Raw genomic sequence first — 14,571 nt, forward strand, 5'->3', positions numbered from 1 at the left:
CACCCGTTCCCATACCGAACACGGCAGTTAAGCTCTTTTGCGTCGATGGTAGTTGGGGGTTTCCCCCTGTGAGAGTAGAACGTCGCCTGGTAACCAAAAACATCAGCTATTAGGCTGATGTTTTTTTGTATTTACAAAGATATAAAATTTTAAGAATCAAAGTTAAATAAAGTGAAACTTGATCAATATATTTAAACAAAGCTAATTTAATTGGTACTTCACTTAAAGGTATTGATTTAAGTAGCAGTTCTTTCGAGGTACGGAGTTACCCTACATGGTAATGAGCACCGCGCAGTATCGAAGAATATGATCAGTTTGGAGGGGAAGACTACAAACTATTTGTAGTCCTTTTTTAGTAGTTAGAAGGAACAAAAATAAGTTCAAAGCAGGAAAGTAGTATCATATTTAGAAAAAAAATTAAAAATATAGAGCACAAATTTAGAACTATTTTCATATATTACAAAAAAATAGGCCCTAAATTGTATAAAAAGTTTTTAATTTGCAAAACTAAATAATAAACGAAATTGTTTAATCAAACGTAAATTGCACTGGAAAAACACTTAGAGGAGGAATAAAGGTGAACAGTTTATCAAAATGTATAGTTTGTGAAGAGAATAAGGAACATGGCATTCATATTATTGAAGCATTCGTATGTGAAGAGTGTGAAAAGAAAATCGTAAAAACTGAAACAGATGCACCTATATACAATTCCTTTGTAGAGAAGTTAAGATGTATCAGTACGGTGAAAGAAGAAATTGCGAATTAGAGATTAGCATAAGGGTAATAGACTAATAGTAGTAGTCTAATAAGTTTTTGTAAGTTAAAATAAGATATAAGTGAAGGACCGATTTTATATACAGGTACCTCTGCCATAATTTATTACTGTTTGGTCACCTCTTTAGTGACTGAGCCTTTAAGTAATGGAGAGAACTTGTAAATATAATCGGTTTTTATATTGTCTAAAAATTATTGGATTTTGAATTAGGAAGTTGTATTAAATTATCGAAAAGTATGTTTAATATGTTCAATTAAAAAAGTAACAAAAAAATATAGTAGTATAACGATACATACAAATATTTGCGAAAATTAAAGGAAGCGTTAATGATGAATAAAATGCCATTACTAAATGCATTGAAACAGTTTGTTAAAGAAGAAACAATATCACTACATGTTCCAGGTCATAAAAATGGAAAGCACACTTTTATAAATGAATTAGGATTACCAAATATATTAAATTATGATGTGACGGAATTAAACGGCTTAGATGACTTACATTATCCCTCAGAGGTGATCAGTGAGGCTCAAAAATTGTTAGCCAAAGTATACAAAGCAGAAGAAAGTTTCTTTTTAGTAAATGGATCAACTGTAGGTAACCTAGCTGCAATTTTAGCGTTATGTGGCGAAAATGATGAAGTATTGGTACAACGTAACTGTCATAAGTCAGTTTTTCATGGTCTTTTACTTGCTGGAGCAAAGCCTATATTCTTGCCTTTAGATATTGATGAAGAGCTAGGACAGCCACTTGGAATCAACGCTGAACAATCTATAAATGTAATAAAAAATTATCCAAAAGCTAAAGCAATCATTTTAACAAACCCTAATTATTATGGAATGTCTCAAAACTTAAAAAATATAATTGAATTCGCTCATAATATGGATATCCCAACTATAGTAGATGAGGCTCATGGAACACACTTTATCATTGGGGCGCCTTTTCCAGAAGATGCGCTATCTATGGGTGCCGATATTGTCATACAGTCAGCGCATAAAACTTTGCCCGCAATGACGATGGGTTCATATTTACATATAAAATCAAAACTTGTTTGCAAAGATAAAGTAAGAGAAATGCTGAGAATGCTACAAAGCAGCAGTCCTTCTTATCCAATCATGGCTTCCTTAGATTACGCAAGGGGTTTTGTTGAAACATTTTCTATTGATAAAGTAAAATTACTTCAAAAGAAAATTGCCGAATTTATTAGAGAAGTTAATGGTTTATCTAGTATACAGATTGTTTCATCAAGCCATATAAACTATACACAAGATTTACTAAAAGTAATCGTAAAAAGTGTAAAAGGACATACCGGTAAAGAATTACAGGAAATATTTGAAAATGAGGGAATCTATTCTGAGCTATCAGATTGGGGACATGTTCTGTTTATCCTTCCGCTAGATGAAGGAATGGATTTTAATGACCTTATTAATCGTATAAAAAAAGCAATTGAATCTATGGTATATATTGAAAGTAAACAACCTAAGCTTAACGTACCTAATTTTACGAGTACAGTTTTACATAGTTACGCTGATTTAAAGAAAAAAAGGAAGTTGGTAAAAGATTTGGCAGATTCAGTTGGAGAAATTTCTGCAGAAAATATTGTACCTTATCCACCAGGAATTCCGATTTTACTAAAAGGTGAACTAATTACTACTAAGCATGTTGATTATATTCAAGATGTATATCAATATGGAATGACGATTCAAAATTTGATTGAAGATAAAAATTTACAAATTGAAGTATTGATTTAGGAGGAAACACATTTGAAATCTTTGTTCATTACATTTGAAGGACCAGAAGGTGCAGGGAAAACAACAATTATAAAAATGATATCGGAAGAACTTCATAAAAGAAGCGTGAACTTTATATCTACTCGTGAACCAGGCGGTATACGTATCGCAGAAAGTATAAGAAATATTATTTTAGACACAGAGAATATTGAAATGGACAAACGTACGGAGGCACTACTTTATGCTGCGGCAAGGAGACAGCATTTGGCAGAGAAAGTAATCCCTGCATTGGAAGAAGGTAAAATGGTGCTATGTGATCGATTTGTGGATAGCTCGCTTGCATATCAAGGTGTCGGTAGAGGAATCGGAATAGATGAAATTTATAATATCAATCAATTCGCGATCGATGGTTTAATGCCTGATTTAACGATTTACTTTGATTTAGACCCAAAAGTTGGATTAAATAGAGTTCACCAAGCAGATGAGAGAGAAATCAACCGATTGGATTTAGAAGAACTAGATTTTCATTTAAAAGTTCAAAGTGGATATGATGAGATCATGAAGAGAGAACCATGGCGCTTTGAACGAATTGATGCATCAAACCAGGTCGAGCAAGTATTTAATGATACTTTAAAAGTCATTTTAGAAAAAATAGAAGAAATTTAATTATTTATAAAAATTGATTACATGAACAATAACATGACGTAACTGGTATAATAGAAGAAAGAAAACTTTCGGAACTTAACTGAAAATTACTTGTATTAATAGAAAAATGTAGGCCAAAACAAGGGTTGTGTAATTGGTAAAACAATTTTTAAAAAAACCGATACAATTGAAAAAATATTATTGATTATTTTACAGATATAAGTAGGTGTAAACATGAAAACATCTTGGGAGAAATTAAGCGATCGTCAGCCAGTTGCTACAAAAATGTTAAAAAATGCAGTCATTAAGAACAGGGTAGCACATGCTTACTTATTTGAGGGTCCAAGAGGAACTGGTAAACGCGAACTTGCATTATACTACACAAAAGTATTACTATGTGAGAATGTAAGTGGCGCTACACCTTGTGGAACTTGTCGTAATTGTAAGCGTGTCGATTCTGGTAATCACCCAAATGTTTATGTAATTGAGCCTGAAGAAGCCTCTATAAAGAAACATCAAATTCAACAATTACAAGAAGAATTCTCTAAAACGGCTGTTGAATCAAATCGAAAAATTTATATAATAGACCATGCTGATCGAATGACGACAAATGCAGCTAATTCTTTATTAAAGTTTTTGGAAGAGCCGGTCTCAATTACAACTGCATTTTTATTAACTGAACAAGTACAACAAATTTTGCCAACGATACAATCTCGCTGTCAATCAATCCATTTTAATCCATTACCAACAAAATACTTTGAAGAACATTTAGTTAATATAGAGCTCCAATCAAACTTAGTACCATTATTAGCAAGATTAACAAATAGTGAGGCAGTCGCACTTCAAATTGCTGAAGAAGAATGGTTTGCACAAGCTAGAGATTTAGTGATAGAATTATATGAAGCATTATTAACGACGAAAAAAGATAGTCTTCTAGTCATACAACAAAATGTTTCTCGTCATTTTGATACGAAGGAACAGTTACAAATGATGCTTGATATGCTTGTATTAGCCTTTAAAGATATGCTATATATATATGCTGAGCAAGATCAAAACGTTGTTTTTAAGAATGAAGAACCATTAATGAGACAAGCATTAAATCGTATTTCATTAGAGAAAATAACCACTTGTTTAGAAATCATCCTTTTTGCTAAAAAGCGATTAACATCCAACGCAAACATGTTAATGGTTTTAGAGCAAATGATAATAGAGCTACAGGAGGGATTGTAGATTGTGTACGAAGTAGTCGGAGTACGTTTTAAAAAAGCTGGTAAAATCTATTATTTCGACCCGAATGGATTAGCAATCCCTAAAGATACTTTTGTCATCGTTGAGACGGTGAGAGGGATTGAATTTGGAAAAGTAGTTGTACCAAATAAAAAGGTCGGAGAAAATGACGTAGTCCTTCCGTTAAAAAAAGTTATGCGATTAGCTGATGAGCATGATCGTATGATTGTTGATGAGAATAAACAATCAGCTAAAGAAGCTTATGAAGTTTGTTCTAGTAAAGTTATGCAACATGAACTAGATATGAAATTAGTTGATGTCGAATATACGTTTGATCGAAATAAAGTCATCTTTTATTTTACAGCAGATGGTAGAATAGACTTTAGGGAATTAGTAAAGGATTTAGCTGCAGTATTCCGTACTCGAATTGAACTAAGACAAATAGGAGTACGTGATGAAGCTAAAATGCTTGGTGGGATAGGGCCTTGCGGTAGAATGTTGTGTTGTTCAACGTTCTTAGGTGATTTTGAACCAGTATCCATTAAAATGGCTAAAGATCAAAACCTTTCTCTTAACCCGGCGAAAATTTCAGGACTTTGTGGCCGATTAATGTGCTGCTTAAAATATGAAAATGACGAGTATGAGGCTGCAAAAGAACAACTTCCAGACTTAGAGGATATCATCAAAACATCAGAAGGTCCTGGAAGAGTAGTAGGATTAAACATCTTAGAACGAGTTATTCAGGTAGAATTGATCAAAAAAGAACGCGTTGTGGAGTATACCCTAGATGATTTGATTCACGAGGGAGTCGTGTCAATACAAACCACAGATTAAGAGGTGGTAAGATTGGACAAGAAGAATATATTCTTATCTCTTTCCAATATGGAAGAACAAATTCAAGATTTATCAACACAGCTTAGCGAATTAAAACAATATATTGCTGAGCTACTAGAAGAAAACCACTATACGAAAATTGAGAATGATCATTTACGAGAAAGATTAGGTCTAAATAAACGTATAGAAGAAAAAGAGCAAATAAAAGACTCAAAGAAGAAAAAGGTACAAAAGGATAAGGATCTTGGGGAAGGCTATGATAATTTAGCAAGATTGTACCAAGAGGGTTTCCATATTTGTAATCTACATTATGGAAGCGTACGTCATGGTGAGGACTGTCTGTTTTGTTTATCCTTCTTTGATAAAAAGTAATGGTAGGCTATTCCGGAAGAAGCGAGCAATTACCTTTTTAGAAAACGGCTATTAAATAAGCTGATTAAAAAGGTAATGCGCCAATTCCAAATGGAATAGCTTCTTTTTATGCACTGCTAGTTAATTGTTAGGCGATTAGGCAATGCTAAAAGATAATATTGGTGTGAATTTGAAAGGAACTAATTATGCTTAAAGGTGACGAACGTTTAGATTACTTATTAACCGATGATATGAGGATTATTCAAAGTCCATCTGTTTTTTCATTTTCATTAGATGCAGTTCTTTTATCCAATTTTACATATGTCCCGATCCAAAAAGGTACAATTGTTGATTTATGTTCTGGAAATGGAGTTATTCCATTGATGCTACACCGAAGATCTAAAGCAAATATAATTGGTGTAGAAATACAAGAGCGATTATATGATATGGCTAAAAGAAGCATTGAATATAACAGGTTAGATGAAAAAATATCAATGATTCATGACGATTTAAAAAATGCACCAGATAAAATAGGTAGAGAGTTTGTAGATGTTGTTACATGTAATCCACCATACTTTCAAGATATTCCGACTTCTGAACAGAATATGAATGAGCATTATGCAATAGCGAGACATGAGATTAAAACGAATTTAGAAGAAGTAATCAATGCAAGTAAACAACTTTTGAAGCACGGTGGGAAATTAGCGATGGTTCATCGTCCAGGACGTATGTTGGATATTGTTACAACAATGCGAAGACATGGCATTGAGCCGAAAAGAATTCAGTTTGTCTATCCAAAAAAGGGTAAAGAAGCAAATACACTTCTAATTGAAGGTATTAAAGGTGGTAAGGCAGACCTTAAAATTTTGCCTCCGATTTACGTATATGAGGAAAATAACGAGTATACGACTGAGCTAAAGGAAATTTTATATGGAAGACAATAAACACTATTTATACGTGCTAGAATGTTCTGATGCTACTTTCTATGCAGGGTATACAACAGATATTGAGCGTAGAGTAAAACAACACAATGATGGAAAAGGTGCAAAATATACGAGAGGTAGGACACCTGTAAATTGTATATTTTTTGAGGAGTACCTAACGAAAAGAGAAGCGATGCAAGCAGAATACGCTTTTAAGCAATTATCAAGGGAAAACAAAGAACGATATATGAGAGGAGGAGCGAGCAATGATTAAAAGTCAAAAGAGCTTCTTAAATGAAGAATTAGGTTGTCTTTATTTAATACCAACTCCTATTGGTAATTTAGAAGATATGACGTTTAGAGCGGTAAGAATACTAAAAGAAGTCGATTATATTGCAGCTGAGGATACTCGTAACACGAAAAAGCTTTGTAATCACTTTGAAATACCAACGCCATTAGTGAGTTACCATGAACATAACAAAGAAAAAGCAGGATTAAAGCTTGTAGAAGACTTGAAACAAGGATTAAAAGTTGGATTAGTAAGTGATGCAGGAATGCCATGCATAAATGACCCAGGTTATGAGCTTGTAAAACTTTGTTTAGAAGAAGGTATTTCTGTCATCCCTTTACCGGGCGCAAATGCTGCTTTAACATCTTTAATATCATCTGGACTACCTACTGATTCATTTTTATACATAGGATTCTTGTCACGTCAAAAGAAAGATAAGAAGAAGCAATTGGAGCCGTTAAAGGCACAACGTAGTACAGTTATTTTATACGAGTCTCCACATCGTTTAAAAGAAACGTTACATGTTATTCTTGAAGTATTAGGTGACAGAAAAATTGTACTTTGTAGAGAATTAACAAAGAAGTTCGAAGAGTTTTTACGAGGGACAGTTAGTGATGCAATAGACTGGGCAACGAATGGAGAAGTACGTGGAGAGTTTGTAGTTGTTCTAGAAGGGGCATCTGAAGAAGATGTGAAAAACAATGAGGATTGTTGGTGGCAGGAACTATCAATTAACCAACATGTCGATTGGTACATAAATGAAAAAAATGAAAAAAGTAAAGATGCAATAAAACTTGTTGCGAAGGATCGTTCATTAAATAAAAGGGACGTCTATGCGGAATATCACGAAATTTAATATGGTTTAAAAATGAAGTTAGGCTGTCTTATTTATTTGTAATTCTCTACTCATTTTTACTTGCTTTTATTTAGAGAATGCAATTAAAATAGGCAGCCTCTTCAATTTAATTATTATTAGCTATAAATTGTTCAATCTCGAATTTTAGAAGTTCTGCGCCTTTTTTACTTAAAACAATTTTGCCATCACCAACCTCAAGATTATTTTGAGAAATTTCTCCAGTCATCATACAAGTCATATTTGGTTCATACTTTTTTAGGATAATTCGATCATCCTGAACAAATATTTCAAGTGTGTCTCTTTCAGTGATGTTTAGTGTTCTTCTAAGTTCAATGGGAATTACTACACGGCCAAGCTCGTCTACCTTACGGACAATTCCTGTAGATTTCATAATTAATCCTCCTATATAAAGTTTTTCTGAAAATAATTGTACTATGTAGTCCAAAAAACAGAGCTACATAATGCTAATGTGCCAAAATGGGTTAATTTAAGAGAAAATGTATGTATATTTATGAGAAATAATAGAAATAGATGTTACTATTGTGTAAAATTTAACTTATAAAATAAGTATGAAGTTGTAATAGTAGATGGGGATATGCAGATAACTCATTTTTCATTTTATAATGAAATGCAAAATCATGCGAATAATTTAGTGTCAATATTTAGAAATTTTTAATAAGGAGGATTTTTGGTAATGAGTAATAAAACATTTTATATTACAACCCCAATTTATTATCCGAGCGGAAAATTACATATAGGTCATGCTTATACGACTGTTGCTGGGGATGCAATGGCTAGATATAAAAGACTTCAAGGTTTTGATGTTTTTTATTTAACGGGTACAGATGAACATGGTCAAAAAATTCAACGAAAAGCTGAGGAGTTAAATGTCTCACCTCAGGAATACCTAGACGATATCGTTGTTGGAATTAAAGACCTATGGTCAAAATTAGATATTTCATATGATGACTTTATCCGTACGACAGAAAACAGACATAAAGAAATAGTTGAAAAGATTTTTAAGCAATTACTTGATCAAGGTGACATTTATTTGGACGAGTATGAGGGTTGGTATTCTGTTCCGGATGAAACATATTATACTGAAACACAAATTGTAGATCCTCTATATAATGAAGAAGGAAAAATTATTGGTGGAAAGAGTCCAGACAGCGGTCATCCAGTAGAGCTAGTTAAAGAAGAGTCATATTTCTTTAAAATGAGTAAATATGCTGACCGATTACTGAAGTATTATGAAGAAAACCCAGAGTTTATTCAACCTGAATCAAGAAAAAATGAAATGATTAACAATTTCATTAAACCTGGTTTAGAGGATTTAGCTGTCTCACGTACTTCATTCGACTGGGGTGTAAAAGTACCTGGTAATGCTAAACACGTTATTTATGTTTGGATTGACGCTTTATCTAACTATATTACAGCGTTAGGATATGGTTCAGATAATGAAGAAAACTATAAAAAATATTGGCCAGCGAATGTTCATTTAGTTGGTAAAGAAATTGTACGTTTCCATACGATTTATTGGCCGATTATGTTAATGGCATTAGACTTACCATTACCTAAAAAGGTCTTTGCTCATGGATGGTTATTAATGAAAGACGGCAAGATGAGTAAATCAAAAGGAAATGTAGTAGATCCAGTAGTATTAATCGATCGATATGGCTTAGATGCACTAAGATACTACTTACTACGTGAAGTTCCTTTTGGATCAGATGGTATTTTTACGCCTGAAGGATTCGTTGACCGCATTAATTTTGATTTAGCGAACGATCTAGGTAACTTATTAAATCGAACAATTGCAATGATCCAAAAATATTTTGATGGTAATATTCCTGCTGTTAATGGAGCAGTAACAGATTTTGATGAAAACCTTCAACAAGTTGCAAAAAATACGAAAGAATCTGTTGAAGCAGCAATGGAAAATATGGAGTTTTCAGTTGCTTTAACAAATATTTGGCAGTTCGTTAGTCGTACGAACAAATATATTGATGAGACACAGCCGTGGGTACTTGCTAAAGACGAAAGCCGTGTAAACGAACTAGCTTCGGTAATGGCACATTTAGCTGAATCTTTACGTCAAGTAGGGATTTTACTAAAACCTTTCTTAACTCAGACTCCAGCGAAAATTTTCGCTCAGTTAGGACTAGTTGATGAAAAGATTCTTTCATGGGACAGCCTGAATAAGTTTGGAGCAATTCAAGAGGATACGAGAGTACAAAAAGGTGAGCCAATTTTCCCTCGTTTAGAGACAGAGGTTGAAGTCGCTTATATTAAAGAACAAATGCAAGCTACTGTAAAACCAGTGGCAGAAGAGAAAGTGGAAGAAACTGTTCCTGAAATTACGATTGATGACTTCTTTAAAGTTCAACTAAAAGTAGCTGAAGTAAAAGAAGCTGGTGCAGTAAAAGGAGCAAAAAAACTTCTAAAACTTCAATTAGATTTAGGGAATGAATCTAGACAAGTTGTATCGGGTATAGCGGAATACTATAAACCAGAAGACTTAATTGGTAGAAAAGTGATCTGTGTAACGAATTTAAAACCTGTTAAGCTTAGAGGGGAACTATCCGAAGGGATGATTCTTGCAGGAAGTATTGAAGGTAAGCTATCACTTGCAACAATTGATCAATCATTACCAAACGGTACTATTATTAAATAATGCTACTAGGAAAAGTATTTCGTGTAGAAACTAACATGAAATGCTTTTCTTTTTTAAATTTGTTTTACTGAAATAATTGTTGTATTGTGCAGAAAATTGTAAAAATATCATAATAATCACAAATATGATAATAATTTGTTGATTTATGGCAGGTGTTAACAAGGTATTGTTAGAAAATGTCATTATATGAAGAAAATATTACAGATTGATTACAATGGTAAACTAAAAAAATTATCTGAATTTGGTAACAAAAAGTAAGAAAGTCTTGATATAACATGGAATTAATTTAAAACATCTTTAAAATTTTATTAGAAATTGCTTAATTTTGACCGTTTTTTTTTGTAACGGAATTGTTAACTGTGCGTTAGGTAAGAAATTTTACGGTATGCTAGACTAAATCTCAGATGAGCAAAGGGGAAGTAGAAATGCTTTTTGATACACATGTACATTTAAATGCAGATCAATACAAAGAAGACCTTGAAGAAGTAATTAGTAGAGCTCTAGAAGCAGGAGTTGTTCATCAAGTAGTTGTTGGCTTTGATCGACCAACAATTACGAAGGCTATGGAATTAATTGAGAAATATGATTTTCTTTATGCAGCTATTGGCTGGCATCCAGTTGATGCAATTGACGCAACTGAAGAAGATTTTGAATGGATTAAGGAATTATCAAAACATCCTAAAGTAGTAGCAATTGGAGAAACTGGATTAGATTACTACTGGGATAAATCTCCAAAAGAAATTCAAAAAGAAGTATTTCGTAAACAAATTCAATTAGCAAAAGAATGTGGACTACCGATTGTCATTCACAATCGAGACGCAACTGAAGACATTGTAACCATTTTAAAAGAAGAAAATGCATCAGAAGTAGGTGGCATCATGCACTGCTTCAGCGGAAGTGTGGAAACTGCAAAAGAATGTATTAAAATGAACTTCTATATTTCATTGGGAGGACCAGTTACATTTAAGAATGCAAAAAAACCAAAAGAAGTAGCGACAGAGATTCCGTTAGAAAATCTATTAATCGAAACGGATTGTCCATACTTAACACCACATCCGTATAGAGGAAAAAGAAACGAACCTAGCTATGTATCACTTGTTGCTGATGAGATTGCACGTTTAAAAAACATATCAGTTGAGGAAGTTCAAAAACGAACTTTCGAAAATGCGTGTAATATTTTTCAGATTAACAAATGATCTCATGAACTAGTACGAATACATAACATTCGTCACAGTTCACGTATGAAGAGTTGAAGAATTTGTCGAAAGAAAACTCTTCTACTTCTAAATCTAGTAAACATACATTCAGTAGAGTAGAAGCACTAGTTAATAGGTTTGGAGCTAGTCAATCTTTTTTCTCAGGCGAAAAGGAGGAGTAAAATCGTGATAGACGCGAATAGGTTACTTTCTAGACTTGGGAGTAGTAAAAAACTAGCAGTACAAATTGCAGGAGCTTTAGTTTTCACTGGATCAGTAGGTACAGGAGCATATGAGGGACTTAAAGAACAAGTAACTCTTGAGGTAGACGGGAAGGAACAAGTTATTCAAACACATGCAAATACTGTGGCTGAATTATTAAAAGAACAAAATATTAATATTACGAATGCAGATGAAATATATCCGTCAGCCAAAACGAAAATATCAGATGATATGGATATTACGGTTCATTTAGCAAAACCTGTTAAACTTACGATCGATGGGCAAGAAAAAGTCATTATGACAACTGCTCAAACGGTAGAGGAATTATTAAAGGAACAAAATATTAAGATCAACCCTGATGATGTTATAATGCCTGCACTGTCAACACCGTTAGAGGAAAATGGTAAGGTATCTTACGAAAAAGCATTCCCAATGGTATTAAATGACGGAGGAGTTTCTAAAAAAGTGTTTGCAACTTCGACTACTGTCGCTGACTTTTTAGAAAAGCAGAACATTACTTTAAACGAATTTGACCGAGTTGAACCAGGTGCCGGCGAAATGATCAAACAAAATGATACAGTTCGAGTTATCCGTGTCGAAAAAGTCAACGATGTGGTGGAAGAGCCTGTAGATTTTAAAGAAAAAGAGCAAAAAGATTCTTCAATGAATAAAGATGAATCTTCGGTCATTTCAGAAGGTGTAAAAGGACTTGTTAAACGTAACTTTGAACTGATTAAAGAAAATGGTAAAGTAGTTTCTAAAACACTAGTTGATGAAACGATATTAAAAGAACCAGTTGATCGAGTAGTTGCAGTTGGAACAAAGTCTGTACCAACATCAAGTGCATTAGTAAAATCTAGTGCGCCTAAATCAAGTAGTAAGGTGAAAGAAATGTCTGTTGAAGCAACTGCATATTCACCTTATGATGCGGGGATGTCAGGTGTAACAGCTTTAGGTATTAATGTACGTAAAAATCCTAACACAAAACTGATTGCAGTTGATCCAAAAGTTATTCCTTTAGGATCTAAAGTTTGGGTTGAAGGATATGGCGTTGCTATTGCTGGTGACACTGGTGGCGCAATTAAAGGCAGAAGAATCGATATTTTAATGCCTACAAAAGACGATTGTTATAATTTTGGTCGTCGTACTGTAAAAATTCGTATTATTAGTTAATATTTTTAAAATAGATCGTTGTTTGAATGAAAGTAGAAGGATAAGTCCTTCTGCTTTTTTTTATACTACTTTTAAGAGAGTATGAAGTTTTATTATCCTTATGGTATGATTACATATACTTGTATTGGTTGGAGGAACAAATGAAAATTAAAGAAATCATTGTTGTTGAAGGTAAAGATGATACGGCGGCAATTAAAAGAGCTGTGGATGCAGATACAATTGAAACAAGTGGTTCTGCTATAAATAAGGATACTTTAAAATTAATAAAGCATGCTCAGGAGACTCGAGGAGTAATTGTATTTACAGATCCTGATTATCCTGGTCAACGTATACGCTCGATTATTAAAGAGCACGTACCAGGGTGTAAGCATGCGTTTTTACCAAAGGAAGAAGCTGTTCGTTCAGGTAAAAAAGGATTAGGGATCGAGCATGCTACTAGAGAATCTATTCGAAATGCTTTAATTCATGTTAAGCAGGAATTTATCGAAGTTGAATCCGAAATTACTAAGGAAGATTTAATAGATGCTGGGTTAATTGGACATCCCTCATCAAGTGAAAGACGAGATAAACTTGGTAAAATTCTTAATATAGGTTATACAAACGGTAAGCAACTAGAGAAAAGACTGCAAATGTTTCAAATATCAAAAGATGAATTTGGGCAAGCAGTAAAAAAAGTTTTAATGGAGGAAAAATAATGAAGGATATCGCGACACCTAGTCGAACGAAAGAAATATTAGCCAAGTACGATTTCTTCTTTAAAAAAAGCTTTGGTCAAAATTTCTTAATTGATACAAATATACTAGAAAACATTGTAAGTTATGCAGACTTAACTGAAGAAAGTTGTGCAATTGAAATTGGTCCGGGAATTGGGGCATTAACTGAGCAAATTGCTAAGCGTGCTAAGAAGGTATTAGCTTTTGAAATTGATAATAGACTAATCCCAATCTTAGAAGATACACTTTCTCCATATGATAATATACAAATCGTTAATGAAGACGTTCTAAAGGCAGATGTTGAAAAAGCGATTAATGAGCATTTACCAAATGAGTCGGATATAATGGTAGTCGCAAACTTGCCTTATTATGTAACGACACCAATAATCATGAAGCTATTAACTGAAGGTTTACCAATCAGAGGAATTGTTTGTATGTTGCAAAAAGAAGTAGCTGACCGTATCTCCGCAAAGCCGGGGACAAAGGATTATGGTTCACTATCAATAGCAATACAGTTTTATACACATGCTTCAACGGTTATGACTGTACCTAGAACGGTCTTCATGCCACAGCCAAACGTTGATTCTGCTGTTATAAAGCTAGTAAAACGAGAAGAACCAGCAGCAGAGGTAATTGATGAATCATTCTTTTTTGAAGTAGTTAGAGCGAGCTTTGCTCAAAGAAGAAAAACATTAAATAATAATTTATTAAATCATTTTTCTCAACTGAAAAAGGACAAGACAATCCTTGAAGCTTGTCTTTTAGAAGCAGGTATTGAAGGAACAAGAAGAGGAGAAACTTTATCAATTCAAGAATTTGGAACTTTAAGTAATAATCTATATAAAAGAATGAAATAACAAAAAGATGATTATAAACTAATTTACTAACTAGTTTGTAATCATCTTTTTTATTTGCTGCCTCATTTTAGTTCCGATGCCCTACAAAAGTTCAATAAACCTTCTTTTCACC

At 33.3% G+C, this 14,571-nt stretch carries 15 protein-coding genes and 1 rRNA gene; 15 read left to right on the forward strand and 1 reads right to left on the reverse strand.

Annotation, left to right across the window (positions count from 1 at the left end):
- From rrf to rsmI, 10 genes are all read left to right on the forward strand, one after another.
- Positions 1 to 91: ribosomal RNA gene (gene rrf / locus ACFWM3_RS22150) — 5S ribosomal RNA — on the forward strand; the annotation flags it as partial.
- A gap of 486 nt (positions 92 to 577) precedes the next feature.
- Positions 578 to 766: a sigma factor G inhibitor Gin gene (locus ACFWM3_RS22155; RefSeq protein ID WP_286131748.1), complete on the forward strand. Its 189-nt coding sequence runs from the start codon at positions 578 to 580 to the stop codon at positions 764 to 766.
- A gap of 335 nt (positions 767 to 1,101) precedes the next feature.
- Positions 1,102 to 2,523 carry an aminotransferase class I/II-fold pyridoxal phosphate-dependent enzyme gene (locus ACFWM3_RS22160; RefSeq protein WP_483867286.1) on the forward strand — a complete coding sequence of 474 codons (1,422 nt, stop codon included), beginning with the start codon at positions 1,102 to 1,104 and terminating at the stop codon, positions 2,521 to 2,523.
- 12 nt (positions 2,524 to 2,535) lie between these two features.
- The gene (gene tmk / locus ACFWM3_RS22165) at positions 2,536 to 3,168 is read left to right on the forward strand and encodes a dTMP kinase (RefSeq protein ID WP_390312965.1); all 633 of its coding nucleotides are present in this window, start codon (positions 2,536 to 2,538) and stop codon (positions 3,166 to 3,168) included.
- Between the two features lie 213 nt (positions 3,169 to 3,381).
- The gene (holB, locus tag ACFWM3_RS22170) at positions 3,382 to 4,377 is read left to right on the forward strand and encodes a DNA polymerase III subunit delta' (RefSeq protein WP_056474533.1); all 996 of its coding nucleotides are present in this window, start codon (positions 3,382 to 3,384) and stop codon (positions 4,375 to 4,377) included.
- Positions 4,378 to 4,380: 3 nt separating this feature from the next.
- Positions 4,381 to 5,208 carry a PSP1 domain-containing protein gene (locus ACFWM3_RS22175; protein WP_056474530.1) on the forward strand — a complete coding sequence of 276 codons (828 nt, stop codon included), beginning with the start codon at positions 4,381 to 4,383 and terminating at the stop codon, positions 5,206 to 5,208.
- A gap of 12 nt (positions 5,209 to 5,220) precedes the next feature.
- A complete protein-coding gene (gene yabA, locus ACFWM3_RS22180; protein WP_056474527.1) occupies positions 5,221 to 5,580 on the forward strand; it encodes a DNA replication initiation control protein YabA in 360 nt (119 codons plus the stop codon).
- 182 nt (positions 5,581 to 5,762) lie between these two features.
- Complete coding sequence (locus ACFWM3_RS22185) at positions 5,763 to 6,503, forward strand: tRNA1(Val) (adenine(37)-N6)-methyltransferase (protein WP_390312976.1); 741 nt, start codon at positions 5,763 to 5,765, stop codon at positions 6,501 to 6,503.
- Entirely contained in the window at positions 6,490 to 6,756 is a 267-nt protein-coding gene (locus ACFWM3_RS22190; protein WP_056474521.1) for a GIY-YIG nuclease family protein, read from the forward strand. Before ACFWM3_RS22185 ends, ACFWM3_RS22190 begins: the two co-directional genes overlap by 14 nt.
- The gene (gene rsmI / locus ACFWM3_RS22195) at positions 6,752 to 7,627 is read left to right on the forward strand and encodes a 16S rRNA (cytidine(1402)-2'-O)-methyltransferase (RefSeq protein ID WP_390312977.1); all 876 of its coding nucleotides are present in this window, start codon (positions 6,752 to 6,754) and stop codon (positions 7,625 to 7,627) included. The genes ACFWM3_RS22190 and rsmI overlap by 5 nt, the downstream gene beginning before the upstream one ends.
- A 106-nt stretch (positions 7,628 to 7,733) precedes the next feature.
- Here the strand turns inward: rsmI and ACFWM3_RS22200 are convergent, their stop codons facing one another.
- Complete coding sequence (locus ACFWM3_RS22200) at positions 7,734 to 8,018, reverse strand: AbrB/MazE/SpoVT family DNA-binding domain-containing protein (RefSeq protein ID WP_056474515.1); 285 nt, start codon at positions 8,016 to 8,018, stop codon at positions 7,734 to 7,736.
- Between the two features lie 297 nt (positions 8,019 to 8,315).
- Between ACFWM3_RS22200 and metG the strand changes: the two genes are divergently transcribed.
- The 5 genes from metG to rsmA all read left to right on the forward strand — a co-directional run bounded on the left by metG (position 8,316) and on the right by rsmA (position 14,459).
- Positions 8,316 to 10,298 (forward strand): methionine--tRNA ligase, encoded by a 1,983-nt coding sequence (gene metG, locus ACFWM3_RS22205; protein WP_172795440.1) that lies wholly within the window; start codon positions 8,316 to 8,318, stop codon positions 10,296 to 10,298.
- A gap of 425 nt (positions 10,299 to 10,723) precedes the next feature.
- Entirely contained in the window at positions 10,724 to 11,494 is a 771-nt protein-coding gene (locus ACFWM3_RS22210; RefSeq protein ID WP_056474510.1) for a TatD family hydrolase, read from the forward strand.
- A gap of 186 nt (positions 11,495 to 11,680) precedes the next feature.
- Positions 11,681 to 12,889 carry a resuscitation-promoting factor gene (locus tag ACFWM3_RS22215; RefSeq protein WP_056474505.1) on the forward strand — a complete coding sequence of 403 codons (1,209 nt, stop codon included), beginning with the start codon at positions 11,681 to 11,683 and terminating at the stop codon, positions 12,887 to 12,889.
- Between the two features lie 140 nt (positions 12,890 to 13,029).
- A complete protein-coding gene (rnmV, locus tag ACFWM3_RS22220) occupies positions 13,030 to 13,584 on the forward strand; it encodes a ribonuclease M5 (protein ID WP_056474503.1) in 555 nt (184 codons plus the stop codon).
- Positions 13,584 to 14,459, forward strand: coding sequence for a 16S rRNA (adenine(1518)-N(6)/adenine(1519)-N(6))-dimethyltransferase RsmA (gene rsmA / locus ACFWM3_RS22225; RefSeq protein ID WP_056474500.1), 876 nt, complete (start codon positions 13,584 to 13,586; stop codon positions 14,457 to 14,459). The genes rnmV and rsmA overlap by 1 nt, the downstream gene beginning before the upstream one ends.
- Positions 14,460 to 14,571 lie beyond the last annotated feature (112 nt).

Source organism: Gottfriedia sp. NPDC058432, from assembly GCF_042721555.1.
Classification (GTDB): Bacteria; Bacillota; Bacilli; order Bacillales; family Bacillaceae_G; genus Gottfriedia.

Excerpts from the sequence above, each read along its gene's own strand:
- ACFWM3_RS22160 (WP_483867286.1), top strand. The coding sequence starts at position 1,102 with ATGATGAATAAAATGCCATTACTAAATGCATTGAAACAGTTTGTTAAA.
- ACFWM3_RS22190 (WP_056474521.1), top strand. The coding sequence starts at position 6,490 with ATGGAAGACAATAAACACTATTTATACGTGCTAGAATGTTCTGATGCT.
- rsmA (WP_056474500.1), top strand. The coding sequence starts at position 13,584 with ATGAAGGATATCGCGACACCTAGTCGAACGAAAGAAATATTAGCCAAG.
- ACFWM3_RS22210 (WP_056474510.1), top strand. The coding sequence starts at position 10,724 with ATGCTTTTTGATACACATGTACATTTAAATGCAGATCAATACAAAGAA.
- holB (WP_056474533.1), top strand. The coding sequence starts at position 3,382 with ATGAAAACATCTTGGGAGAAATTAAGCGATCGTCAGCCAGTTGCTACA.
- ACFWM3_RS22200 (WP_056474515.1), bottom strand. The coding sequence starts at position 8,018 with ATGAAATCTACAGGAATTGTCCGTAAGGTAGACGAGCTTGGCCGTGTA.
- rnmV (WP_056474503.1), top strand. The coding sequence starts at position 13,030 with ATGAAAATTAAAGAAATCATTGTTGTTGAAGGTAAAGATGATACGGCG.